This is a genomic window from Nocardioides deserti (genome assembly GCF_014266025.1).
Classification (GTDB): Bacteria; Actinomycetota; Actinomycetes; order Propionibacteriales; family Nocardioidaceae; genus Nocardioides; species Nocardioides deserti.
In genome coordinates, this window is record NZ_JACMYC010000003.1 from 252,479 (window position 1) to 275,099 (window position 22,621).

Genomic DNA, 22,621 nt, shown 5'->3' on the forward strand with positions numbered 1-22,621 from the left:
TCCTCCCGCAGCGGCCTAGGGGTGCAGCGACATGGGGCCGTAGACGCGACGCTCGAGCTCGAAGAGCGTCACCGCGTCGACCCCCTCGGCGGCCAGCTCGGCGAAGACCTCGCCCACCCACGACTCGGCGTCGGACTGGTTGCTGAAGCGCTCGGTGCCGAGGTGACCCTCGACCCTGACCTCCTCGCCGGCGGCGTTCTCCAGCCGCCACCACCAGGGGCGCTCGGACTCCGTCGGCGGGCGGAAGGTGCTGGGCTGCTCGGGGAGGTTCACTCGCTGCTCCGGACGTTGGTACGCACGAACGGCGGCTTGGTCAGCTGGAAGATCTCGCGCCGGCCGCGGATGTCGACGCCGACCTCCGCCCCGGGGTCGACGAACGCCGGCAGCAGCGCGAGGCCGACGCCCTTGCGCAGCGTCGGGGAGAACGTGCCCGAGGTGACCTCGCCGAGCAGCACGTCGGCGGTCAGCGAGACGCTCATGCCCGGGCGAGGGATGCCCCGGCCGGTCGCGACGAGGCCGCGCAGCACCCGCTTCGGGCCGGCCTCCCGCTCGGCGAGCAGCACGTCGCGGCCCCAGAACGCCGGCTTCGACCAGCCGACGGCCCAGCCGATCCGCGCCTCGTTCGGCGTGACGTCGAGGGCGATGTCCTGCCCGTGCAGCGGGTAGCCCATCTCGGTGCGCAGCGTGTCGCGCGACCCCAGGCCGCAGGCGAGCATCCCGTGCGGCTCCCCCGCCTCGACCAGGGCGTCCCAGAGCGCGAGAGCAGCGTCGGCGGGAGCGATCAGCTCGTAGCCGCGCTCGCCGGTGTAGCCGGTGCGGCAGACCACCACCTCGGTGCCGGCGAACGGCGCGACGACGAACGACATGTAGTCGTGGCCGGCCGGCAGCCCGACCGCGGTGAGCACCTCGTCGGACAGCGGCCCCTGGACCGCCAGCACCGCGTGGTCGCGGTGCTGGTCCTCGACCGTGACCCCTTCGGGCGCTTCGGCCTGCAGCCGGCGGACCACCTCGGCGGTGTTGGCGGCGTTCGGGACGAGCAGCACGTGCTCGTCGTCGTGCAGGTAGACGATGAGGTCGTCGACGACGCCGCCGGTCGCGTCGTCGCAGCACAGCGTGTACTGCGCCTTGCCCGGGACGATCCGCCCGAGGTCGTTGGTCAGCGTGCTGTTGACGTACGCCGCGGCGCCGGGGCCCGACACGATCGCCTTGCCGAGGTGGCTGACGTCGAACACGCCGACCGCCTCGCGCACCGCCGTGTGCTCCTTGACGGTGCCGGCGGCGTACTCCAGCGGCATCGACCAGCCGCCGAACTCGGCCATCTTCGCGCCGAGCGCGACATGCCGCTCGTGGAGCGGCGACCGCAGCAGGGCCGTGTCCTGGGTGGGGTCCGACGTGGGGTCCTCGGCCATGCCCGGAACCTACCCCAGCACGTGTCTATCCTTCCTCGGGTGACGTCGTACACACTGCGCAACGCCAGCCCCGCCAAGACCACGACCGACGCGGTGGTGGTCGGAGTCCTGCAGGGCGGTGACGGCCCCGGGCTCGCCGAGGGCGGCGACGACGTCGCGAAGGCCTACGGCCGCAAGCTGCGCCCGCTGCTGTCCACGCTCGGGGTGACCGGGAAGGCCGGCGAGGTCGTGAAGGTGCCGACCGGCGACACGGTCGCGACCCCGCTGCTGGTGCTCGTCGGGCTCGGCAAGGAGGTCACGCCCGCCGGCGTACGCCGCGCGGCCGGCGCCTCGGCCCGCGCGGTCACCAACGCCGCCTCGGTCGCGCTCGCGCTGCCCGCCTCGTCGCCCGACCTGGTCCGCGCCGTGGTCGAGGGCCACCGGCTGGGCGGCTACGCGTTCACGGCGTACAAGAAGGACGCCAAGGACGCCCAGGACTCCGCGCCGGCCGAGGTCGTCGTGCTGTCCCCCGCCGCCCGCAAGAAGGAGACGGCCGCCGCGCTGGAGGAGGCGCAGGTCGTCGCCGACGCCGTGGCCGCCACCCGCGACTGGGTGAACACCCCTCCCGGCGACCTCCGCCCGCCCACCTTCGCCGACGCCGTCGTCGCCGCGACGAAGGCCGCCACCAAGGGCCGTGGCGCCCCGAAGATCGGGATCACGGTCCACGACGAGGCCGCGCTCGCCGAGCTCGGCTGCGGCGGCATCCTCGGTGTCGGCGCCGGTTCGGACGCCCCCCCGCGCCTGGTCGAGCTGACCTACGCTCCCCGCGGCGCGAAGCACCACCTGGCGCTCGTCGGGAAGGGCATCACGTTCGACTCCGGCGGCCTGTCGATCAAGCCGGCCCAGGGCATGCACGAGATGAAGTCCGACATGGCCGGCGCCGCCGCCGTCGTCCAGGCGACCCTCGCGATCGCCGCGCTCGGCCTGCCGGTCAAGGTCAGCACGTTCGTCCCGATGGCCGAGAACATGATCTCCGGCAACGCCACCCGCCCCGGCGACGTGCTCCGCATCTACGGCGGCACCACCGTCGAGGTCCTCAACACCGACGCCGAGGGCCGGTTGATCCTCGCTGACGCGCTCGTCCGTGCCACCGAGCAGCAGCCCGACACGATCCTCGACGTCGCCACCCTCACCGGCCACATGGTCGTCGCGCTCGGCGACAAGGTCGCCGGCGTCATGGGCACCGACGCCGTCGTCCAGGACGTGCTCGACGCCGCCGTCGTCGCCGGCGAGGAGTTCTGGCCGATGCCGATCCCCGAGCACATGCGCGAGCGGATCACCTCCAGCAAGATCGCCGACCTGGCCCAGCACGACTGGATCCGCTGGGGTGGCGGGCTGTACGCCGCCGCGTTCCTGCGCGAGTTCACCGCCGGGCTGCCCTGGGCCCACCTCGACATCGCCGGCCCGTCGTTCGCCTCGAGCGGCCCGTCGGGCCACGTCACCCCCGGCGGCACCGGCGTCGCCGTCGCCACCCTCGTCGACTACGCCCGGGCGCTCGTCGCGAAGGGCTGAGCGGCGGGCTTGACCCTCCCCCTGGGGCAGGCGGCACCGTGCCGTCACCGGCGCACCCGCGCCGGTGACGAGGAGGCGAGATGTCCGACGAACCGCTGCTCACCATCGGCGACTTCGCCCACGCGAGCGGGCTGACCGTCAAGGCGCTGCGGCTCTACGACGAGATGGCGCTGCTGACACCGGCGGAGGTCGACGCCGCCACCGGCTACCGGCGGTACGCCGCCGGACAGCTCGCCCGGGCCCGGCTCGTCGCACGACTGCGCCTCGCCGGCATCCCGCTGGCCAGGATCCGGGTCGTCGCGGACCTCCCGCCGGCCGCCGCCGCGGCCGAGCTGACGTCGTACTGGCGCCAGGTCGAGGCCGACGCCGCCACCGCCCGCCGCATCGTGGCCGGCCTCGTCGAGGAGCTGTCTCCCGAGGAGGAACCCGTGGGCCACGCCCTGACCCTGCACCTCAGCAGCGCCACGCGCACCGGCATCGGCGCCCGTGACATCCAGCTGGACGCCGTCCGCGTCGACCGCACGCTGGTCGCCGTGGCCGACGGCTTCGGCCGCACCTTCGGCGTCGCCGACGCCGCGCTCGCTGTCCTCGGCTCGCCCCGGTCCGTCGCCGAGCTGGACGCCGCCGTGCGCCGCGCCGCGGACGCGGTCGTCGCCACCTCCCGCTCCCCGGAGGACGGCACGACGGTGACCGCGCTGGTCGTCGTGGGCCGCGAGGTGCTGCTCGCCCACCTCGGCGACTCCCGGGCCTACCTCGTCCGGGACGGCCGGGTCGAGCGACTGACCCGCGACCACACGGTCGTGCAGACCCTCGTCGACGAGGGGCGGCTCCGCGCCGACGAAGCCCTCCTCGACGACCGCCGTGTGCTCATCAACCGTGCGCTGAGCGCCGGCACGTCCTCCGACCCCGACCTGGCGGTGCGGGTGGCCGAGCCGGGCGACCGCTTCGTGCTGACCACGGACGGCGTCCACTCCGCGCTCGATGTCGCCACCCTGGCCGCCCTCCTGACCGCGCACGCCGAGCCCGCCGTGGTGGCAGACGCCGTCGCTGGAGCCGTCGAGGCCGCAGGCGCTCCCGACAACTGGTCGGTGGTGGTGGCCGACTTGGTCGACTGACGTCCCGGGCGTGCCGATCGCCCGCCGTCGGGACCCGTCACCAGTCCGTGCCGACGACGAGATAGCGGTCGTCGTCGATCCTCCGACCCCAGAACGCGGGGTCGACGAGGCGGGTCAGGGCCGCGGTCCGCCCGGCCTCCTCGACGAGCCGCACGGTGTGCTCGGCCGACAACCCGACGCCGTTCGACCAACGCCCCTCGACCAGCAGCAGCCGGCCAGTGGGTGTGAGCAGCCGGAGCCAGCGTCCCAGGGCGACCGCGGGGTCCGGCATCGCCCAGAGGACGTGCCGGCAGAGGACCACGTCGTACGTCGCCTCGGCGAGCGGCGGGTCGAACACGTCGGCCTCCGTGAAGCGCAGGCCGTCAAGGCCGTCAGGGCCGTTCGCCTTCTGCTCAGCACGCGCGATCATCCGCGGGGAGAAGTCGAGTCCGTCGACCTCGAAGCCGGACTCGGCGAGGAGCACCGACAACGTGCCGGTGCCGCACCCGAGGTCGGCGACCCGTGCAGGCGGCTCGGGCAGCACGCCCAGGAGCAGCTCCCTCCAGGCACCTCGCACGGCGGGATCGCGCAGGCCGTGGTCAGCGACCACGTCGAAGGTGTCGGCTTCGCCGTCCCAGGCCGCGATCTCGTCGGCGTCCGCCATGCGGCGACCGTAGGCGACGAGGCGCAACAACAGACGGACGACGTGCCCGTACCCCGCCGACCAGGTGCTTCGGCGGGGTGCGGGGACGGGGTGGCTACTGCTCGGGCGGGTGTCCGGGTGGGTCGGTGTCGTGGTCGTGGGTGCCGTGGTGGTCGACGGTGTAGGTGACGCCGGAGGGGCTGGTCCAGTGGTAGCTGCCCGGGCTGGGTGAGGAGTGCTGCCAGCCGCCGTGGGTCTTGGCGCGGTGGTGACGTCTGCAGAGGGGGCCGATGTTCTCGGTGGCGGTGGGGCCGCCGCGGTTGTGGGGGACGACGTGGTCGTCGTCGACCTTGGAGTGCTGGAAGGCGGGGCGGGTGCACCAGGGGAAGACGCAGTGGTGGTCGCGGAGCCGGGTCTGCTCGGAGAGGCGGTCGGGGACCTCGTAGGCCTCGACGTGGATGCGTTCGGCCAGGTCGATGACCGGCTTGATCGTCATCTTGGCGGCGCGGGTGCACCACTCGGCGAGCTGACCGGTCAGGACGAACCCGCGGACGTTCTCGACGCGCACGACCTGGTCGAGGACGGGCTCGCCGGTGTGGGGGTCGGGGTGCTGGTGGACGTGGACGACCATCGGTTTGGGGTCGGTGTCGAACTCCAGGACCAGCTGCCGGCGAGCCATGTCACCGAGCGCGGTGGCACGGCGCGACCCTTCGACCTCACGCGAGCCGAGCGCGGCGAGGCGGTCCGCGCCCTTCGCGATCGCGTCCTCGAGGTCGAGCGCGTCGGCGAGGTCGAGGGTGGCCCAGACGTCGACGTGGCCGTCGAAGGACACCTGTCGGGTCTGCACGGTGACATGGCGCGCTTCGGTGCGTTCGAACCGGATCCGCTCGGCCTCGTCGGGGTCGAACCGCACCAGCGCTTCGTCGACCAGGCGGCCGAGCGCGGCGGGGCTGATCGACGAAGCGAACTGGGCGACGTGGGTGTCGACGAACCGTGCGCCCGCCTTCGGGAGCGGGAGGGTCTTGCGGGCGATCGTCCGGGCCTTCCAGGCGGGGAGGTCGCCGCCGGTGACCTTCGCCCACACCTTGGGGAGCCGGTAGCGCAGCTCGAGCGCCTCGGACAGGTACGCACGTCCGGCGTCCAGAGACTTCCCGAGGGCGGCGGCGAGCTCGACGACCGCGAACTCCGTCACCAGGGGCGCGCCGTCGCCGGCGAGGCCGACGGGCTGGTCGCCGAAGCCCTGCATCGTCGCCCACGACGCCGACTCCGCCAGCGACTCGGCGGGGTGCATCGCGCACCACTCGACCGCAGCCTGGAGGACGCGGACCTCGGCTGCGTCGGCCTCGCGTTGGTTGGCCCGCGCGGCAGCGAGGACCATGGCTGGGTCGTCCAGCGTGGTCTCCGGTGTCGCGAGATGGGCCAGTGTCATGGCCTCATTCTACTCGAACACGTGTTCGTATGAAAGGGGTCGCTCGAGAGCTTTGGACGCGTGATTTCGGCGCGCGCTCCTCACCAGCCGCGAGCCGGCGACGGCGAGCGACCCGCGGCGCACCCGTCCCCGTCGCTGCCAGTACCGCAACCACCCGGGGCCCGCAGGCCGTAGTCGGCTGCCAGCGGTCTCGTCGACCCTCGTCGACCCTCGCCGACGCTGGCCGGGCTCGCTGCTCGACCAACGGCAGACCTACAACCCCTGCTGCTTGCGACGACGGTTGTAGTCGCGCATCCGCTGGGGGATGCCGACGACGGCGGCGTCGTAGGAGGGGATCTGGAAGCCGTTGCAGAAGCGGTGGGCCCACTCGACCGAGGGGACGCGACGGCGGGTCCACTCCCCGTCGTGGGCGACGAGGAGGAGGGTCACGTCGCTGACGGCGGTGCGGGGCTCGACGAACCCCTCGACGCCGCGACGCTCCTCGACCCAGGTGCGCAGGTGCTGCTCGTCCACCTTGTCCGACGCACGCACCCGCGTGGAGCCGGTGCGGTGTCCGTCGGTCGCGGGCTTGCTCGTCCGCGGGCGACGTCGGAAACGGTCGGTCCATGCCATGGGCACCAGTCTGCCGGGGCGGGCCCGACCCGGTGTGGACACGCCCGGAAAGGGTGCAAAGATGGTCGGGCGCTCCCCTGCGATCCAGAGGAGCCGAGGCCGACAGGGAAGGACCACGGTGGCCGACGCCGACTACGACGTACTCATCCTCGGTGCGGGTTCCGGTGGCTATGCCTGCGCGCTCCGCGCGGCCCAGCTCGGCCTGACCGTGGGACTCGTCGAGAAGGCCAAGGTCGGCGGCACCTGCCTGCACGTCGGCTGCATCCCGACCAAGGCGCTGCTGCACGCCGCCGAGGTCGCCGACAGCGCCCGCGAGTCCGAGCAGTTCGGCGTCCGGGCCACGCTCGACGGCATCGACATGACCGGCGTCAACAGCTACAAGGACGGCGTCGTCAGCCGCCTCTTCAAGGGCCTCACCGGTCTGGTCAAGAGCCGTGGCATCACCGTGGTCGAGGGCGAGGGCCGGCTCACCGGCCCGAAGCAGGTCACCGTCGGCGACACCACGATCACCGGCCGCCACGTCGTGCTCGCCTCCGGCTCCCACGCCCGAAGCCTGCCTGGCCTCGAGGTCGACGGCGAGCGGGTGCTCACCTCCGACCACGCCCTGCGGCTCGACCGCGTGCCGCGCAGCGTCGTGGTGCTCGGCGGAGGCGTCATCGGCTGCGAGTTCGCGAGCGTGTGGCGCAGCTTCGGCGCCGAGGTCACCATCGTCGAGGCCCTCCCCCGCCTGGTCGCGGCCGAGGACGAGGCCAGCTCCAAGGCGCTCGAGCGCGCGTTTCGCAAGCGCGGCATCGCCTTCCGCACCGGCACCCGCTTCTCGTCGGTCGAGCACACCGACGACGGCGTGCGCGTCACCGTCGAGACCGAGGCCGGCGAGCAGAGCACGATCGAGGCGGAGCTGATGCTCGTCGCGGTCGGCCGCGGACCGGTCACCGAGGGCCTGGGTTACGACGAGCAGGGCGTCGCGATGGAGCGCGGGTTCGTGCTGACGGACGAGCGCTGCCGCACCAGCGCCGAGGGCGTGTACGCCGTCGGCGACATCGTCCCGGGGCTCCAGCTGGCGCACCGCGGCTTCCAGCAGGGCATCTTCGTGGCCGAGGACATCGCGGGACTCGACCCGCGGCCGGTCGACGAGACGGCGATCCCGCGCGTGACGTACTCCTCCCCCGAGGTCGCCTCGGTCGGGCTCGACGAGCGGACCGCCGCGGAGCGGTTCGGCGCCGACGGCATCGAGACGGTGACCTACGACCTCGGCGGCAACGGCAAGAGCCAGATCCTCAAGACGCAGGGCTTCGTGAAGCTCGTCCGTCGCACCGACGGCCCCGTCGTCGGCATCCACCTGGTCGGCGAGCGCGTAGGCGAGCTCGTCGGCGAGGCTCAGCTGATCTACGGCTGGGAGGGGTACCCGGAGGACGTCGCCCCGCTCGTCCACGCCCACCCCACGCAGAACGAGGCGCTCGGCGAGGCGCACCTGGCTCTGGCCGGCAAGCCCCTCCACGCGCACTCCTGACCACCGCAACCACCGAAGAGCGAAGGAACTCATGGCCACCGAAGTCAACCTCCCGGCCCTCGGCGAATCCGTCACCGAAGGCACCGTCACCCGCTGGCTGAAGTCCGTGGGCGACTCGGTCGCCGTGGACGAGCCGCTGCTCGAGGTCTCGACCGACAAGGTCGACACCGAGATCCCCTCGCCGGTCGCGGGCACCCTGCTCGAGATCAAGGCCGAGGAGGACGAGACCGTCGAGGTCGGCGCCGTGCTCGCGCTGATCGGCGACGAGGGCGAGGGCGGCGACGACTCCGCCGAGGAGTCGGCCCAGGAGTCGGCAGAGCCCGAGGCGCAGCCCAAGGACGAGGCCGAGTCGGAGAAGAAGGCCGAGCAGGAGGAGGAGATCGCCGAGGAGACCGGCGACCTTCCCCCCGGCGACGAGACGCCCGAGAAGGAGAAGTCCGACGCACCTGCCGCCTCCTCCGGCGGCGGCGGCGGCGGTGGTGGTGGCGGCGGCGGTACGCCGGTCACGCTGCCGGCGCTCGGCGAGTCGGTGACCGAGGGCACCGTCACCCGCTGGCTGAAGTCGGTCGGCGACGAGGTCGCGGTCGACGAGCCGCTGCTCGAGGTCTCCACCGACAAGGTCGACACCGAGATCCCCTCCCCCGTGGCGGGCACCCTGCTCGAGATCAAGGCCGACGAGGACGAGACCGTCGAGGTCGGCGCCGAGCTGGCGATCATCGGCAACAAGGGCGCCGCGCCCCAGGCCGAGGAGAAGACCGAGCCCAAGGCCGAGGCGAAGGCCGAGGAGAAGGCCCCCGAGCCGAGCCCGGCCGAGGAGGAGACCAAGCCGACCCAGCCGACCGACGAGGGCGAGGCCGCCACCGAGCAGCCCGAGCCCGAGAAGGACCACGAGCAGGCCGACGAGACCGCCCCCGCCCCGAGCTCGCAGTCGCCCGACACCGGCGAGCGCAGCACCGGCGAGCGCAGCACCGGCGAGCGCAGCACCGGCGACAGCGGCGACAAGGAGCAGGCGCGCTCGGAGAAGACCTCCGACGGCTCCGGCTACGTGACTCCGCTGGTCCGCAAGCTCGCGGCCCAGCACGACGTCGACCTGTCGACCGTCGAGGGCACCGGCGTCGGTGGCCGCATCCGCAAGCAGGACGTCCTCGAGGCCGCCGCGAAGGCCAAGGAGTCCCAGCGGGCCCCGGCCCAGCCGGCCGCCTCGCAGCAGGCCCCGGCCGCGAGCCAGCAGCAGGCTCCCTCGGTCACGCCCTCGCCGCTGCGCGGGACGACCGAGAAGATCAGCCGCCTGCGCAAGATCATCGCCGAGCGCATGGTCGACTCGCTGCAGACCGGCGCCCAGCTCACGCAGGTCATCGAGGTCGACGTCACTAACATCGCGCGGCTGCGCGACGCGGTGAAGGCCGACTTCCAGGCCCGCGAGGGCGTGAAGCTGTCGTACCTGCCGTTCTTCGCCAAGGCCGCGATCGACGCGCTCAAGCAGCACCCGAAGCTGAACGCCGGGATCGACACCGACGCCGGCGAGATCACCTACTACGACCGCGAGAACCTCGCGATCGCGGTGGACACCGAGAAGGGCCTGATCACCCCGGTGATCAAGGAGGCGGGCGACCTGTCGATCGCCGGCCTGGCCAAGAAGATCGCGGACGTCGCGCAGCGCACCCGGACCAACAAGATCGGTCCGGACGAGCTGTCCGGCGGCACCTTCACGATCACCAACCTCGGCAGTGTGGGCGCCCTGTGGGACACCCCGATCATCAACAAGCCGCAGGTCGCCATCCTCGGCCCGGGTGCCGTCGTCAAGCGCCCGGTCGTGATCGACGACCCGAACCTCGGCGAGACGATCGCGGTGCGCCACATGGTCTACCTCGCGCTGACCTACGACCACCGCCTGGTCGACGGCGCCGACGCGGGCCGCTTCCTCCAGGACGTCAAGAAGCGCCTGGAGGCCGGCGTCTTCGACGTCTGAGCACCACCCGCTCCACGCCAGGGGCCCGGAACCGCACAGGTTCCGGGCCCCTTGCGCGTCCTGCGAGGCTCGGGGCATGCGGATCGTGATCGCCGGGGCGTCCGGCTTCCTCGGCAGCCACCTGGTCGACGCGCTGCGGCAGCGGGGCCACGACGTCACCCGGCTCGTACGACGCGTGCCGACCGCGCCCGACGAGGCGGGGTGGGACCCGGCCGCCGGCACCTACGACCGCGACGCCCTCCACGCCTCGGACGTGGTGGTCAACCTGGCCGGCTCGCCCACGCTGGGCAACCCGCACTCGAGCCGCTGGGCGCGGGAGCTGCGCGAGAGCCGGGTGACCTCGACGCAGGTGCTCGCGCGCGCGGTCACCGAGGCGCCCCGCCCACCGGCGTACCTCGCGGGCAACGGCATCTCCTACTACGGCGACCACGGCGACCGGGTGCTGACCGAGGAGTCGGACAGCCGCGGCCACGCGCTGCTGACCGAGGTGACGCGTGAGTGGCAGGCGGCCGCGCGGCCGGCGGTCGAGGCGGGCGCTCGGGTCTGCTACCTGCGGACCGCGCCGGTCATGGACCGCCGAGCGGCTCCGCTGAAGACGCTGCTCCCGCTGTTCAAGGCCGGTCTCGGCGCGCGGCTCGGCAGCGGCCGGCAGCACATGGCGATGATCTCGCTGCGTGACTGGGTCGACGCCGTGGCGTTCCTCGCCGAGCACGACACGGTGAGCGGCCCGGTCAACCTCACCTGCCCGGAGACCCCGACGAACGCGGAGTTCACCCGCGCGCTCGCCCGCGCCGTGCACCGCCCGGCCGTGCTGCCGGTCCCCTCGCTCGCGCTGAAGCTCGGCGCCGGTGCGATGGCGCCGGAGCTGCTGGGCTCGCTGAACGTCCGCCCCGCGGCGCTCGAGACGGCCGGCTTCACCTTCCGCGACCGCGACGTCGAGGCGGTGCTCAGGAGCGGCCTGCGCTGAGCCGGCCGCGCAGCGTCGCCAGCCCCTCGCCGTCGAGGCGGTCGAGGGCGGCGCTGCGACCGGTGAGACCGAGCAGCAGCGCCTCCGCGCTGCCGCGCACCACCGCGCCCTCGCCGGCCACCCAGTCCAGGTCGTTGGCCTCGAACCGCAGACCGTCGAGGCTGCCGCGCGGCACGATGCCGCCCGGGGCGCCGGCCACGAAGTCCAGCGTCGCGCGGAGCCGTCCGGCCGGCACCTCGCGGTCGATGCCGAGCGGCCACCGGACGTCCAGGCCGTGCACGAGCAGGTCGGTGAGCGGGGCCTCGGGTCCCATCCCCGGTGGCGTGAACCGCGAGTCGGCCCGCTGGCGCAGCACGCCGAGGAGCTCCTCGCAGGGCCGCTGCGCCCACTCGCGGGCCAGCCGGGCGTTGGCGCGGTCGAAGCTCCCGCGGCTGCGGACCATCTCCAGCGCGAACTTCGCGAGGCCCACCTCGAGCGGCACGACCAGGTGGCCGACGACCTCGTGCACGGTCCACTCCGCGCACAGGCTCGGTGTCGCCTGTTCCTCCGGCGCCAGGCCGGTCAGCAGGTCGGCCAGCGCGCGTCGCTCGTCGGCGATCTCCTCGAAGAGGTCCATGGCGCCATCCTGGCCGCCCTCGCGTCAGTCGACCCAGTAGCGCCGCGTGCGCACCCCGGCGCCCGGCTGCTCGACGAGGTCCTCGAGCACCCCGCCGCACCGCTCGATCGTCGCGGCCGAGCCGAGGTTGTCGTCGTCGCAGGTCACCAGCACCCGGTCGACGCCGCCGGCCCGCGCGAGCACGAGCGACTGGCGCAGGATCTCGGTGGCGTGCCCGCGACGGCGGTGCGCGGGTCGCACGCCGTACCCCACGTGCCCGCCGTACGCCGCCAGCCAGTCGTTCAGCGCGAAGCGGATCGACGTCCGCCCGACGAGCGGGCCGTCCACCTCCGCGACGAGGAACACGGCAGGCACCCGTCCCTCGGCGAGGTCGAGGCCGAGCCGCTCCCGCTCGTACTGCTCCAACAGGTCGGCCCACGTCCGCTCCGGCGACCACCCGAGCAGCAGCTCGAAGCCGTCGGCGAGCAGCTCCTCGTGCGCCCGCAGCGCCTCCGCCTCGTCGTCGGTCCGGAGGGGTCGCAGTCGCAGCTCGGGCACGCGCTCATCCTCCCAGCCGGTCGTCCCACCCGTCACACGACTTTCGCCACGACCCACGCCCCGCCCCGCCGGACGAGGGTCAGCCGACGCGTGGTCGGACCGTCCCGGGGCAGGCGCACGTCGAGGCCGCGGCCGACGGCGCGACCACCGCTGACCCGGTCGGTCACCCGCAGCACCAGACGGTCGGCGGAGGCGTCGACCACGTCGACCAACAGCAGGACGTGCCGCAGGCCCTGGACGACCAGACCGCGCCGCGTCCAGCGCGAGAGCATCGCGCGGTCGCGCCGCCCGGCCGCCGAGCCCGGGGCGTAGAGCCGCGTCAGCGCATCCGGGTCGCCCGCGGCCCACGCGGCCGAGCGCCGACGGTCCCAGGCCGCCAGCACCGCGCGGGCGGCAGGGGCCTCGGCAGCGACCGGCCGGAGCGGCGGGGACGGCGCGGACGGCGGGGACGGGCCGTCGGCGAGGAGCACGCCGGGCACGACGAGCGCGGCGGTGAGCAGGGCGGAGACGACGAGCACGAGGAGTCGGCGCACCCCGACCACCTACCCACCGGGAGCCGACGGCCCGACCGTCCTCCACAGGCGGCGATGGGTAGAGTCGAGGAGGTGAGCAGCCTGACGTTCCGCACGGTCGGCCTCGGTGACGACGCGCTCGACTACCTGGCCGCCTGGGACCTCCAGCGCGAGGTCCACGCCGAGGTCGCCGACGGCGCCGCGCCCCCGACCGTCCTGCTGCTCGAGCACCCGCCGGTCTACACCGCCGGCAAGCGCACCGACCCGCACGAGCGTCCGCTCGACCCGGGCGGCGCCCAGGTGGTCGACGTCGACCGCGGCGGCAAGATCACCTTCCACGGTCCCGGCCAGCTGGTGGGCTACCCGATCGTCGCGCTGCCCGACCACGTCAAGGTCGTCGACTACGTCCGCCGGGTCGAGGAGGCGCTGATCCGGGTGTGCGCCGACCTCGGCGTCACCACCGCCCGCGTGCCCGGCCGCAGCGGCGTGTGGCTGCGGGCCGACGACAAGGGACCCGAGCGGAAGATCGCGGCGATCGGCATCCGCGTCAGCCGCGGCGTGACCATGCACGGCTTCTCGCTCAACTGCGACGTCGACCTCGGCTGGTACGACCGGTTCGTCCCGTGCGGCATCGCCGACGCCGGGGTCACCACCCTCACCGCCGAGCTCGGTCGCCGCGTCACCACCGCCGACGTGCTGCCGCTCGTCGAGCGGCACCTGGCGGCGTACCTCGCCTGGAAGCCGTACGACGCCACGCCGGACTACGACCCGCGCCCCGAGCCCGGGCGCGGACCCCGCATCGAGATCCTCACCCCGAAGTAGGGGCCGGGCCCCCGGCGCGCCCGCACCTCCCCGGTCGTGCCCGCTGCTTTCATCGACGGGTGCCGGACCTCGCGATCCAGACCCAGGGCCTCCGCAAGGAGTTCCGCACCCGCCGCGGGACGCGCGTCGCGGTGTCCGACCTCGACCTGGCGGTGCCTGCCGGCGGGGTCCACGGCTTCCTCGGGCCCAACGGCTCGGGCAAGACGACGACCATCCGGATGCTGCTCGGGCTGGCCCGCCCGACGCGCGGCACGATGCGGCTGCTGGGCGAGCCGGTCCCCGACCGCCTCCCGGCCGTCATCGACCGGGTCGGCGCGGTGGTCGAGTCCCCGAAGTTCTCCCCCAACCTCACCGGTCGGCAGAACCTGCTGCTGCTCTCCCGCTCGATCGGCGTGCCGGACGCCCGCGTCGACGCGGCCGTCGAGACCGTGGGGCTGAGCGGGCGCGACCGCGACCGGTACAAGGCCTACTCCCTCGGCATGAAGCAGCGGCTCGCCATCGCGGCCACGCTGCTCAAGGAGCCGGACCTGCTCATCCTCGACGAGCCGACCAACGGGCTCGACCCGGCCGGCATCCGGGAGATCCGCGAGACCATCCGCGGCCTCGGCGCCGCGGGCGTGACCGTGCTGCTGAGCTCGCACATCCTGGCCGAGGTCCAGCAGGTGTGCACCTCCGCCACCATCGTCGGCCACGGCCGGCTGCTCGCCACCGGGACGGTCGAGGACCTGCTGGGTGGGAGCACGGCGTACCGCCTCGTCGTCCCGGACCTCCCCGCCGCCTCCGCCGCGCTGTCGGCTGCCGGCGTCCCCGTCACCGAGCAGGACGGCGCGCTCCGCGTCGAGACCGGCGACCCCGCCGCCGTGACCCGGCTGCTCGCCGCGCGCGACCTCTGGCTGACCGAGCTGACGCCGGTGCGCGCCGACCTCGAGTCGTTCTTCCTCCAGCTCACCGAGGCCGACGGCGAGGACGCGGCATGAGGGGGCTGGTGCGGGTCGAGCTGACCCGCCTGCGCTGGCGCCGGGCGGTGCTCCTGCTGCTGCTCGCCTGCCTCGTGGTGCCGGCGCTCATCGCGGCGGCGACCCTGTGGGACACCCGTCCGGTCTCCGAGGCCGAGAAGGCGGAGATCCGGGCAGCGTCCACGCAGGAGATCGCCCGCTGCGAGCGCAAGCCACGGCAGTACGGCGTCCGGCCGGCGCGGGCGGAGGCGCGCTGCCCCGAGCTGGTCGTCGAGTGGCAGACCGCGCGCCAGCCCCTGAGCCTGGCGCGCGAACGCGGCGGCTCCGGCATCGGCGTCGCCGGAGCGCTGACCGTGCTGCTCATGCTCGCCGCCACCACCTTCGCGGGGCACGACTGGAACAGCGGGTCGATGAGCAACCAGCTGCTGTTCCGTCCGCGCCGCGGCCGGGTGTGGGCTGCCAAGGCGGTCGCCGTCACGGGCGTCGCGCTGCTCACCGCGGTCCTCGTCAGCACGGCGTACTGGCTGACGATGTGGGCCGCGATGCGCGCCCGGGACCTGCCGGTCGCCGACGGCGGGCTGAGCGCCTCGCTCGGGCTCGGCCTGCGGGGCGCTGGGCTCGCGGCCGCCGCGGCGCTGGGCTGCTACGCGCTCACCATGCTGCTGCGCAGCACGGTCGCGACGCTGGGCGTGGTGCTGGCGTTCGGGTTCGCCACGCTGGTCCTCGGTGACTCGCTGCCGATGAGCGGGCAGTGGGAGCCCCTGGACAACATCGCCGCGGTGCTGGCGAACGGGACCGAGTACTACGTCCACGTGCCGCCGTCGTGCTACGACGGGCGCTACGCGCAGGGGCGGGCCGAGTGCGACGACATCCGCGAGCTCCCGCTGTGGCGGGGCGCGACGTACTACGGCGGCGCCGTCGTGCTGGTGGGTGCCGCGAGCGTGCTGTCCTTCCGCCGCCGCGACGTGCCCTGAGCCGGAGAGGCTCGCTCAGCCGATCCGGCGGTAGTGCCCGGCCATCGCCGGGTAGTAGTCACGGTCGAAGTCGATCGCGGACACGTCGCCGCCGGTCTCGGCGGCCACGAGCCGGTCGAGGTAGTACTCCCACCCGGGGCCGACGCTCTCTGCCGCGGCGGGGTCGACGCCCGGCTGCCTGAACGTCAGGAGCGTGCCGCCGTCGGCCGCCGCCCCCAGCTCCAGCTCGAGGTCCCACCAGTCGTCGCCGACCCGGGAGACCAGGACCAGCCGCAGCGGCGGCTCGCAGACGCTGATCGTCATCTGCTCGGCCGGCGCGTGCTCGCCCTCGGCGGTCATCGTGAACATGACCCGGCCCTCGGCCGGGTCCCCCGTCCACGTCCCGATCCAGCGCTCCAGCCGCGCGGGCTCGGTCAGCGCGGCCCACACCTCCGAGGCGGGCAGCGGGAGGTGACGGGTGAGCATCAGGGTGCCGCCGACGACGCGGCCGGTGGGAGCGGGCATGGCCCCATGGTGCACCCGCTGGTGCACCCGCGGCACGTGCCCGGCGTCCGCGGCTGCCGAGTCGGGGCGCCGCACCCCCGCGGCGTACAGTGAAGGACGTGACGCAGGCTCCCGCTCCCGAAGGAAGAAAGCTCCTCCGCCTCGAGGTCCGCAACGCCGAGACCCCGATCGAGCGGAAGCCGGAGTGGATCAAGACCCGGGCGAAGATGGGGCCGGAGTACAAGCACCTCCAGAGCCTGGTGAAGTCCGAGGGACTCCACACCGTGTGCCAGGAGGCCGGCTGCCCCAACATCTTCGAGTGCTGGGAGGACCGCGAGGCCACCTTCCTCATCGGGGGCGACCAGTGCACCCGGCGCTGCGACTTCTGCCAGATCGACACCGGCAAGCCGCAGGCGCTCGACCGCGACGAGCCGCGCCGTGTCGCCGAGTCCGTGCAGACCATGGGGCTGCGGTACGCCACGATCACCGGCGTCGCCCGCGACGACCTGCCCGACGGCGGCGCCTGGCTGTACGCCGAGACGGTGCGCGCCATCCACGAGCTGAACCCGGACACCGGCGTCGAGAACCTCATCCCCGACTTCAACGGCAAGGCCGACCTGCTGACCGAGGTCTTCGAGTCCCGTCCCGAGGTGCTCGCCCACAACGTCGAGACCGTGCCGCGGATCTTCAAGCGGATCCGCCCCGCGTTCCGCTACGAGCGCTCCCTCGACGTCATCACCCAGGCCCGCGACTTCGGTCTGGTCACCAAGTCGAACCTCATCCTCGGCATGGGTGAGACCCGCGAGGAGGTCAGCCAGGCGCTGCGCGACCTGCACCAGGCCGGCTGCGAGCTGATCACGATCACCCAGTACCTCCGCCCCTCGGTCCGCCACCACCCGGTCGAGCGCTGGGTCAAGCCCGAGGAGTTCGTCGAGCTCGCCGCCGAGGCCGAGGAGATCGGCTTCTCCGGCGTCCTGTCCGGGCCGCTGGTGCGTTCGTCCTACCGCGCCGGGCGGCTGTACCGTCAGGCCATGGACGCCCGCGCGGGCGTCGCGACCGCCTGACCGGCGGTCCTCCCTCACCTCGGCACGACAGCAAAGGGCACGAACCACCCCCATGGCCAAGGACGCCAAGAACGCCGCCAAGAACGCTTCGAAGGACGCCGCGAAGGCCCCGGTCGCGACCGCCGACATGAACCGTCGGCAGCAGCTCGTCGAGACCTACAAGATGACGCGGCGCAACGACCCGAAGGTCGGGCTGCTCACCTTCGGCTCCGCGCTGCTCGCCGGCGCCCTCGGGTTCCTGATCTTCTGGGTGCTGCCCGGCGAGGGCGTCATCGGCTGGATCCTCGCCGTCGTCGGCTCGCTGCTGGCCGGCTCGCTCGCCGCGATGATCGTCTTCGGGCGACGCGCGCAGAACGCCGCCTACCGCCAGATGGAGGGCCAGCCCGGCGCCGCCGCGGCCGCGCTCCGCATGCTGCGCCGCGGCTGGAAGTCCGACCCGGTCATCGCGTTCAACAAGAACCAGGACGTCGTCCACCGCGTCGTCGGCCCTCCCGGCATCGTGCTCATCGGCGAGGGCAGCAGCCCGACCCGGATCAAGCAGCTGCTCGTCAACGAGCACCGCAAGCACGAGCGGGTCGCCTCCGAGGTCCCGATCCACGAGGTGATCTGCGGCAACGGCGAGGGCCAGGTCCCGCTGCCGAAGCTGGTCCGCCACGTCCAGAAGCTCGGCCGCCAGGTGAAGCCCGCCGAGATGACCGACGTGATGAGCCGGCTCAAGGCGCTCGACGCCACCCGCTCCAACATCCCGCTGCCCAAGGGCCCCGTCCCGACCTCGATGAAGGGCATGCGCGGCAACCTCCGCGGCCGCTGAGCAAGCCAGCCCCGACCGGCCGCCGACAGGCACAGAACTGGGGAGGTCCTCCCGCACCTGGTGCGGGAGGACCTCCCAGCTCCCGTTCGTACGCCGTCAGACGGTCGGCGAGGGAGCCATCTGCCCCATCATCTGGCTCGGGTCGGGCATCTCGGTGACCTCGTTGGCCGGCGGCGCCTCGATGGTGACGTCGGTGCCCCAGTCGTCGATGACCATCTCGGTCGTCGACGACTGGCCCATGACCGGCATCTCCATGACCATCTGGCCGAACCGGCCCTCCTCGTCCAGCCACACGTCGTACGTCAGCGCCTTGGGCATGCCCTGCAGTGCGGACTTCGGCATGTCGCCGCCGAGGCTCTTCATGGCCGCGGCGAGGTCGACGGTCATCTCGAAGTGGTCGAGGTCGCGGCCGTCGACGTCCTCCTCGCCGACGTAGACGACCTTCTCGATGCCCTCCTCCATCGCCTGCAGGGAGGCGACCGGGTCGCTCTGCTTGAGCACCTCGTCCATGCCGAGCTCGGCGAAGGGGCCGTCGGGGTCGGAGGGGTCGACCTTCCAGTACTTGCCCTGGCTCAGCTCGCCCATGTTGATGTAGCTGATGCCGTCCACAGAGATCACCGTGGTGCTGCCGCCGCCGAAGTCCTGGTCCATCTCGATGGCCGCCGGCGTCCGGGTGTAGTCGATGACGCCCGTGCCGGTGACCTTCGTGCCGCCGAAGGTGGTGCTCGTGCTCAGCTTCGCGGTCGTGGACGCCTCGACGCCGGCGCCGACGATGTCGACGAACTGCGCGGCGGGGACCTCCTGGCCCTCCTCGAGGTCGTCGGCGCTGTCGCTGTCGCTCTCGGCAGCGTCGTCCGCCTCGGGCTCGGTGGTCGCGCTGCTGCTGGCCGCCGGGTCGTTGGCCTCCTCGCCGTCCCCGTCACCGCCGCAGGCGACGAGGGCGGCGGAGAGGAGCGGAGCAACCGCCACGGCGGCGAGGAGGCGGCGGGTGCGGGGACGACGGATCACGTGAAGAGCCTTTCGCGGAAGGGAGGCTGACGTCTCCAGCATGGCCCGCGCTCCCCTGCCCCCAAACCTGCGCGCGGGTCACGACCCGGTCACGCAGGGCCTCAGCGGCCGAGCGAGCGGTACGTCTGCAGGGTGACCGTGGCGGTGCCGGCCATGATGTCGTGCAGGCCGCGTCCGTCGGGGCGGTAGACCAGCGGCGGGATGACCAGCGCGATGCCGACCTGGCGCGCCAGCAGCACTAACGGGTTGAGCGGCCGGGTGCCGAGGTCGGCCCGGACCACGCGCAGGCGGGTGGCGAGCTTGCCGAAGCTGCCGCCGGCGGCCCAGGTCAGCAGCGCCGACTCCACGACGTACACGACCAGGACGTACGCCGGCGCGGGGCTGCCGGTCGCGGCGTAGTCGTCGAGCCCGATGAAGGCGATGACGACCAGCGTCGAGGCGAGCCAGTCGACGAGCAGAGCGGCGATGCGTCGTGCCCACGTCGCGGTCTCGAACGGGGTCCCGGCGGCTGCGCTCGTCACGGCCCGAGCCTAGGCGGCGGCGCCGGTGGGCTGGACTGCGGGACACCTGTTACACGGCGGAAACAATCTGGATATGGTCGAGAAACCGCCCCCGAGCAGGGTGGCGGCAGTCGTCCGGTGCAGTGCCGCCCCGGCCGTCACGACCCCAGAGATTTTCGCCGGCTGGCGGCCCACGTCGCAGCCACAGGAGGACGAATGTTCCAGAACAGCGACGAGCTGCTCGCATACATCAAGGACGAGGGCGTCGAGATGATCGACGTCCGCTTCTGCGACCTGCCGGGCATCATGCAGCACTTCACCGTGCCGGCCGGAGCGTTCGACCAGAGCGTCTTCGAGGACGGGTTGAGCTTCGACGGCTCCTCGATCCGCGGCTTCCAGGCCATCCACGAGTCCGACATGTCGCTGTTCCCGGACCCGACCACCGCGTACCTCGACCCGTTCCGCAGCGCCAAGACGCTGGTCGTGAACTTCTTCATCCACGACCCGCTCACCGGTGAGGCCTACTCCCGCGACCCGCGCAACATCGCGCGCAAGGCGATGGCGTACCTCGCGACCACCGGCATCGGCGACACGGCGTACTTCGCTCCCGAGGCGGAGTTCTACGTCTTCGACAACGTGCGGTTCGAGACCAAGGCCAACGCCGGCTACTACGAGGTCAACTCCTCGGCCGGCGCGTGGAACACCGGTGACGCGTTCGAGAACGACAACCGCGGCTACAAGGTCAAGTACAAGGGTGGCTACTTCCCCGTCGCGCCGACCGACCACTTCGGCGAGCTGCGCGACGAGATGGTCATCGAGATGGAGCGTGCCGGCCTCCAGGTCGAGCGGGCCCACCACGAGGTCGGCACCGCCGGCCAGGCGGAGATCAACTACCGCTTCAGCGAGCTGCTCCAGGCCGCCGACGACGTCATGAAGTTCAAGTACATCGTCAAGAACGTCGCCTGGCGCAACGGCAAGACCGCGACCTTCATGCCGAAGCCGATCTTCGGCGACAACGGCTCGGGCATGCACTGCCACCAGTCGATCTGGAACAACGGCGAGCCGCTCTTCTACGACGAGACCGGGTACGCCGGCCTCTCGGACATGGCGCGCTACTACATCGGCGGCATCCTCAAGCACGCCCCGTCGCTGCTGGCCTTCACCAACCCGACGGTGAACTCCTACCACCGCCTGGTCCCCGGCTTCGAGGCCCCGATCTCGCTGGTCTACTCCCAGCGCAACCGCTCGGCCTGCGTGCGCATCCCGATCACCGGCTCGAACCCGAAGGCCAAGCGCATCGAGTTCCGCTGCCCCGACCCGTCGGCGAACCCCTACCTCGCCTTCTCGGCGCTGCTGCTCGCCGGCCTCGACGGCATCAAGAACAAGATCGAGCCGGCCGCCCCGATCGACAAGGACATCTACGAGCTCCCGCCGGACGAGATGGCCGACATCGACCAGGTGCCCACGCGCCTGGACCAGGTCCTCGACTCCCTCGAGACCGACCACGAGTTCCTCACCGCCGGCAACGTCTTCACGCCGGACCTGATCGAGACCTGGATCGACTTCAAGCGGACCCAGGAGATCGCGCCCGTCCAGGCCCGTCCTCACCCGCACGAGTTCGAGCTGTACTACGACATCTGAGCCGGCGACCGAACGGCCACGCGACACCCGCCGAGAACGGCCCCTGACCTGTGAAGACACGTTCCAACGTCTTCCAGTGTCAGGGGTCGTTCCTCGTTCGCTGCGGCCCCAGTGGGGCCCGCGCGGCCAAACAGGTGCGGTGCCGTAGGCGATCGCGCCGCGCACGACTCAGCGGACACGGGTGCTTCATCCCGCTTCCTGACCACCGCACTGCTAGTGCGAGCTACTCGAGAGGGACGAAGCGCTCGTTGCGGTCGCCCACGTCCGGGGCGGCGCGCGACCCAGCCGCGGACCACGCTCGCGACTGCACGTCGGTGTCATCGTCGTTTGACCGCAAGGCTCCTTCGCGACCGCGCCGGCGAAAGGTCGGTGACCTCGTCGTCGTTCCTCGCCCGCGGTCGCCGCGCCGGCATCACCGCGCCGTCGCCGTTCGCCGGGTGGGCCGCGACGGTCCGCTCGACGGCCCTGTGGGTCGTGCCGCAGTCAGCGGCCGCTTCCCGGTAGCTGCCTACGTCTCGGAGGCGCCACACACCGCCATCTGCTCCTCGCGGTTCTTCAATGGCAGCCCACGCGTGCCGCCCGGCGACTTGGTCGGGCATCGCCACCCTCACCACGCAGGGCCCTCCGTCGGCCATGACACAACGCACGAGGTAAGGACTCATGTCCGGCCACCACCAGGGACCCTTCTCGTCCCGGACGGCTGACTCGACAGCCGCACTCGGGCCTTGACGAGCGGGTCGACCGGGCACGGAGCCGGCGACGGCACTCAACTGCTGAAGGAGCTCTCGGACGACCGGCTCGTCGACGTCCGCGCAATCAACCTGCCGCGGTCAATCTCAGGCGACACGGGGCCGAAAGGTCCGACCGGCTGCAGGGGCACCCACGCGGGAAGGTCTGAGCTCGACCGTGCTTGGGCAGCGCTCCCCGCCGCAACAGGAACCCATTATCGGGAACTACCCGGAAACTAACAGGATGGTTATCATCTTCCTGCGGACCTCGCTCCCTTACGACAAGGACCCCCATGGACATGATCATCGTCGGCGTGGATGGCAATGAGCCGTCGGAGCGCGCCGCCAGGACCGCCGCCGACCTTGCCCAGGCGACGGGCGCCCGGCTGCACGTGGTCTGCGCCTACCCTCGCAACGAGGTGGCGGAGGTCGAGGATGCTGGGCGCATGCAGCGCATCTCGATCGCCGAGGAGTCGGCCCGGATCGCCGCCGAGGTCGCAGGCCGGATCACCCGCGACCCCTCTCGCACCACCAGCTCGGCGACCCGCGGCCGGCCCGCAGAGGTGCTGGTCGCCGAGGCGGAGCGACTCTCCGCCGATTTGATAGTCGTCGGCAACAAGCGGGTGCAGAGCTTGGTCCGCGCGCTCGGCACCGTGGCCGGCGCGGTTGCGGCTCACGCGCCGTGCGACGTCTACGTCGCCTACACCAACTGACGGCGCCCCCCGAGGTCGGACAGGCCCGAGCGCTCCGAACCCTTGTACCTCCTCTCTCCCAATGCTAGTATT

At 72.6% G+C, this 22,621-nt stretch carries 23 protein-coding genes; 12 read left to right on the forward strand and 11 right to left on the reverse strand.

Features of this window, described 5'->3' with window-relative positions; genetic code table 11:
- Positions 1-15 precede the first annotated feature (15 nt).
- Positions 16-273 (reverse strand): hypothetical protein, encoded by a 258-nt coding sequence (locus tag H7344_RS06790; RefSeq protein WP_186345255.1) that lies wholly within the window; start codon positions 271-273, stop codon positions 16-18.
- A complete protein-coding gene (gene gcvT, locus H7344_RS06795) occupies positions 270-1,409 on the reverse strand; it encodes a glycine cleavage system aminomethyltransferase GcvT (RefSeq protein WP_186345256.1) in 1,140 nt (379 codons plus the stop codon). The genes H7344_RS06790 and gcvT overlap by 4 nt, the downstream gene beginning before the upstream one ends.
- Positions 1,410-1,448: 39 nt before the next feature.
- On the opposite strand from gcvT, the gene H7344_RS06800 reads away from it, so the two are divergent.
- Together H7344_RS06800 and H7344_RS06805 are read left to right on the forward strand one after the other, a co-directional pair.
- Positions 1,449-2,960 (forward strand): leucyl aminopeptidase, encoded by a 1,512-nt coding sequence (locus H7344_RS06800; RefSeq protein WP_229707065.1) that lies wholly within the window; start codon positions 1,449-1,451, stop codon positions 2,958-2,960.
- Between the two features lie 80 nt (positions 2,961-3,040).
- Positions 3,041-4,075 carry a MerR family transcriptional regulator gene (locus H7344_RS06805; protein WP_186345258.1) on the forward strand — a complete coding sequence of 345 codons (1,035 nt, stop codon included), beginning with the start codon at positions 3,041-3,043 and terminating at the stop codon, positions 4,073-4,075.
- Between the two features lie 37 nt (positions 4,076-4,112).
- Here H7344_RS06805 and H7344_RS06810 read toward each other — a convergent pair whose 3' ends face one another.
- The 3 genes from H7344_RS06810 to H7344_RS06820 all read right to left on the reverse strand — a co-directional run bounded on the left by H7344_RS06810 (position 4,113) and on the right by H7344_RS06820 (position 6,738).
- The gene (locus tag H7344_RS06810) at positions 4,113-4,718 is read right to left on the reverse strand and encodes a class I SAM-dependent methyltransferase (RefSeq protein ID WP_186345259.1); all 606 of its coding nucleotides are present in this window, start codon (positions 4,716-4,718) and stop codon (positions 4,113-4,115) included.
- A 94-nt stretch (positions 4,719-4,812) separates the two neighbouring features.
- Positions 4,813-6,126: an HNH endonuclease signature motif containing protein gene (locus tag H7344_RS06815; protein WP_186345260.1), complete on the reverse strand. Its 1,314-nt coding sequence runs from the start codon at positions 6,124-6,126 to the stop codon at positions 4,813-4,815.
- 252 nt (positions 6,127-6,378) lie between these two features.
- The gene (locus H7344_RS06820; RefSeq protein ID WP_222130335.1) at positions 6,379-6,738 is read right to left on the reverse strand and encodes a hypothetical protein; all 360 of its coding nucleotides are present in this window, start codon (positions 6,736-6,738) and stop codon (positions 6,379-6,381) included.
- Between the two features lie 118 nt (positions 6,739-6,856).
- Between H7344_RS06820 and lpdA the strand changes: the two genes are divergently transcribed.
- The 3 genes from lpdA to H7344_RS06835 all read left to right on the forward strand — a co-directional run bounded on the left by lpdA (position 6,857) and on the right by H7344_RS06835 (position 11,184).
- Positions 6,857-8,248 (forward strand): dihydrolipoyl dehydrogenase, encoded by a 1,392-nt coding sequence (gene lpdA, locus H7344_RS06825; RefSeq protein ID WP_229707064.1) that lies wholly within the window; start codon positions 6,857-6,859, stop codon positions 8,246-8,248.
- A 31-nt stretch (positions 8,249-8,279) separates the two neighbouring features.
- Positions 8,280-10,217, forward strand: coding sequence for a 2-oxoglutarate dehydrogenase, E2 component, dihydrolipoamide succinyltransferase (sucB, locus tag H7344_RS06830; RefSeq protein WP_186345262.1), 1,938 nt, complete (start codon positions 8,280-8,282; stop codon positions 10,215-10,217).
- A 76-nt stretch (positions 10,218-10,293) separates the two neighbouring features.
- Positions 10,294-11,184: a TIGR01777 family oxidoreductase gene (locus H7344_RS06835; RefSeq protein ID WP_186345263.1), complete on the forward strand. Its 891-nt coding sequence runs from the start codon at positions 10,294-10,296 to the stop codon at positions 11,182-11,184.
- On the opposite strand, the gene H7344_RS06840 is transcribed toward H7344_RS06835, so the two are convergent.
- From H7344_RS06840 to H7344_RS06850, 3 genes are read right to left on the reverse strand one after another with little or no spacing between them, the layout of a single operon-like run.
- The gene (locus H7344_RS06840; protein WP_186345264.1) at positions 11,165-11,800 is read right to left on the reverse strand and encodes a maleylpyruvate isomerase family mycothiol-dependent enzyme; all 636 of its coding nucleotides are present in this window, start codon (positions 11,798-11,800) and stop codon (positions 11,165-11,167) included. The two genes, H7344_RS06835 and H7344_RS06840, sit on opposite strands and share 20 nt — an antisense overlap.
- Before the next feature lie 24 nt (positions 11,801-11,824).
- Complete coding sequence (locus tag H7344_RS06845) at positions 11,825-12,337, reverse strand: GNAT family N-acetyltransferase (protein ID WP_186345265.1); 513 nt, start codon at positions 12,335-12,337, stop codon at positions 11,825-11,827.
- Between the two features lie 32 nt (positions 12,338-12,369).
- Complete coding sequence (locus H7344_RS06850; protein ID WP_186345266.1) at positions 12,370-12,870, reverse strand: hypothetical protein; 501 nt, start codon at positions 12,868-12,870, stop codon at positions 12,370-12,372.
- Between the two features lie 72 nt (positions 12,871-12,942).
- On the opposite strand from H7344_RS06850, the gene lipB reads away from it, so the two are divergent.
- Genes lipB through H7344_RS06865 form a run of 3 tightly spaced genes read left to right on the forward strand, consistent with a single transcriptional unit; the run spans position 12,943 to position 15,601 of the window.
- Positions 12,943-13,671, forward strand: a complete 729-nt coding sequence (gene lipB, locus H7344_RS06855) for a lipoyl(octanoyl) transferase LipB (RefSeq protein WP_229707063.1) — start codon at positions 12,943-12,945, stop codon at positions 13,669-13,671.
- Positions 13,672-13,730: 59 nt separating this feature from the next.
- Complete coding sequence (locus tag H7344_RS06860) at positions 13,731-14,648, forward strand: ABC transporter ATP-binding protein (RefSeq protein ID WP_186345268.1); 918 nt, start codon at positions 13,731-13,733, stop codon at positions 14,646-14,648.
- The gene (locus H7344_RS06865) at positions 14,645-15,601 is read left to right on the forward strand and encodes a hypothetical protein (RefSeq protein ID WP_186345269.1); all 957 of its coding nucleotides are present in this window, start codon (positions 14,645-14,647) and stop codon (positions 15,599-15,601) included. The genes H7344_RS06860 and H7344_RS06865 overlap by 4 nt, the downstream gene beginning before the upstream one ends.
- Before the next feature lie 15 nt (positions 15,602-15,616).
- On the opposite strand, the gene H7344_RS06870 is transcribed toward H7344_RS06865, so the two are convergent.
- On the reverse strand, positions 15,617-16,105 hold the full coding sequence (locus tag H7344_RS06870; RefSeq protein WP_186345270.1) for an SRPBCC domain-containing protein: 489 nt from the start codon (positions 16,103-16,105) through the stop codon (positions 15,617-15,619).
- A gap of 98 nt (positions 16,106-16,203) precedes the next feature.
- Between H7344_RS06870 and lipA the strand changes: the two genes are divergently transcribed.
- Positions 16,204-17,148: a lipoyl synthase gene (gene lipA, locus H7344_RS06875; protein WP_186345271.1), complete on the forward strand. Its 945-nt coding sequence runs from the start codon at positions 16,204-16,206 to the stop codon at positions 17,146-17,148.
- A 52-nt stretch (positions 17,149-17,200) separates the two neighbouring features.
- Positions 17,201-17,959 (forward strand): DUF4191 domain-containing protein, encoded by a 759-nt coding sequence (locus H7344_RS06880; RefSeq protein ID WP_186345272.1) that lies wholly within the window; start codon positions 17,201-17,203, stop codon positions 17,957-17,959.
- Positions 17,960-18,055: 96 nt separating this feature from the next.
- Here the strand turns inward: H7344_RS06880 and H7344_RS06885 are convergent, their stop codons facing one another.
- Complete coding sequence (locus tag H7344_RS06885; protein ID WP_186345273.1) at positions 18,056-18,967, reverse strand: hypothetical protein; 912 nt, start codon at positions 18,965-18,967, stop codon at positions 18,056-18,058.
- Positions 18,968-19,068: 101 nt separating this feature from the next.
- Positions 19,069-19,488: an RDD family protein gene (locus tag H7344_RS06890; RefSeq protein WP_186345274.1), complete on the reverse strand. Its 420-nt coding sequence runs from the start codon at positions 19,486-19,488 to the stop codon at positions 19,069-19,071.
- 195 nt (positions 19,489-19,683) lie between these two features.
- Between H7344_RS06890 and glnA the strand changes: the two genes are divergently transcribed.
- Entirely contained in the window at positions 19,684-21,108 is a 1,425-nt protein-coding gene (gene glnA, locus H7344_RS06895; protein ID WP_186345275.1) for a type I glutamate--ammonia ligase, read from the forward strand.
- A 1,027-nt stretch (positions 21,109-22,135) separates the two neighbouring features.
- Positions 22,136-22,549 (forward strand): universal stress protein, encoded by a 414-nt coding sequence (locus tag H7344_RS06900; RefSeq protein ID WP_186345276.1) that lies wholly within the window; start codon positions 22,136-22,138, stop codon positions 22,547-22,549.
- The last annotated feature ends 72 nt before the right edge of the window (positions 22,550-22,621 follow it).

Excerpts from the sequence above, each read along its gene's own strand:
- gcvT (WP_186345256.1), bottom strand. The coding sequence starts at position 1,409 with ATGGCCGAGGACCCCACGTCGGACCCCACCCAGGACACGGCCCTGCTG.
- H7344_RS06805 (WP_186345258.1), top strand. The coding sequence starts at position 3,041 with ATGTCCGACGAACCGCTGCTCACCATCGGCGACTTCGCCCACGCGAGC.
- H7344_RS06810 (WP_186345259.1), bottom strand. The coding sequence starts at position 4,718 with ATGGCGGACGCCGACGAGATCGCGGCCTGGGACGGCGAAGCCGACACC.
- H7344_RS06815 (WP_186345260.1), bottom strand. The coding sequence starts at position 6,126 with ATGACACTGGCCCATCTCGCGACACCGGAGACCACGCTGGACGACCCA.
- H7344_RS06820 (WP_222130335.1), bottom strand. The coding sequence starts at position 6,738 with ATGGCATGGACCGACCGTTTCCGACGTCGCCCGCGGACGAGCAAGCCC.
- sucB (WP_186345262.1), top strand. The coding sequence starts at position 8,280 with ATGGCCACCGAAGTCAACCTCCCGGCCCTCGGCGAATCCGTCACCGAA.
- H7344_RS06835 (WP_186345263.1), top strand. The coding sequence starts at position 10,294 with ATGCGGATCGTGATCGCCGGGGCGTCCGGCTTCCTCGGCAGCCACCTG.
- H7344_RS06840 (WP_186345264.1), bottom strand. The coding sequence starts at position 11,800 with ATGGACCTCTTCGAGGAGATCGCCGACGAGCGACGCGCGCTGGCCGAC.
- H7344_RS06865 (WP_186345269.1), top strand. The coding sequence starts at position 14,645 with ATGAGGGGGCTGGTGCGGGTCGAGCTGACCCGCCTGCGCTGGCGCCGG.
- H7344_RS06870 (WP_186345270.1), bottom strand. The coding sequence starts at position 16,105 with ATGCCCGCTCCCACCGGCCGCGTCGTCGGCGGCACCCTGATGCTCACC.
- H7344_RS06880 (WP_186345272.1), top strand. The coding sequence starts at position 17,201 with ATGGCCAAGGACGCCAAGAACGCCGCCAAGAACGCTTCGAAGGACGCC.
- glnA (WP_186345275.1), top strand. The coding sequence starts at position 19,684 with ATGTTCCAGAACAGCGACGAGCTGCTCGCATACATCAAGGACGAGGGC.
- H7344_RS06900 (WP_186345276.1), top strand. The coding sequence starts at position 22,136 with ATGATCATCGTCGGCGTGGATGGCAATGAGCCGTCGGAGCGCGCCGCC.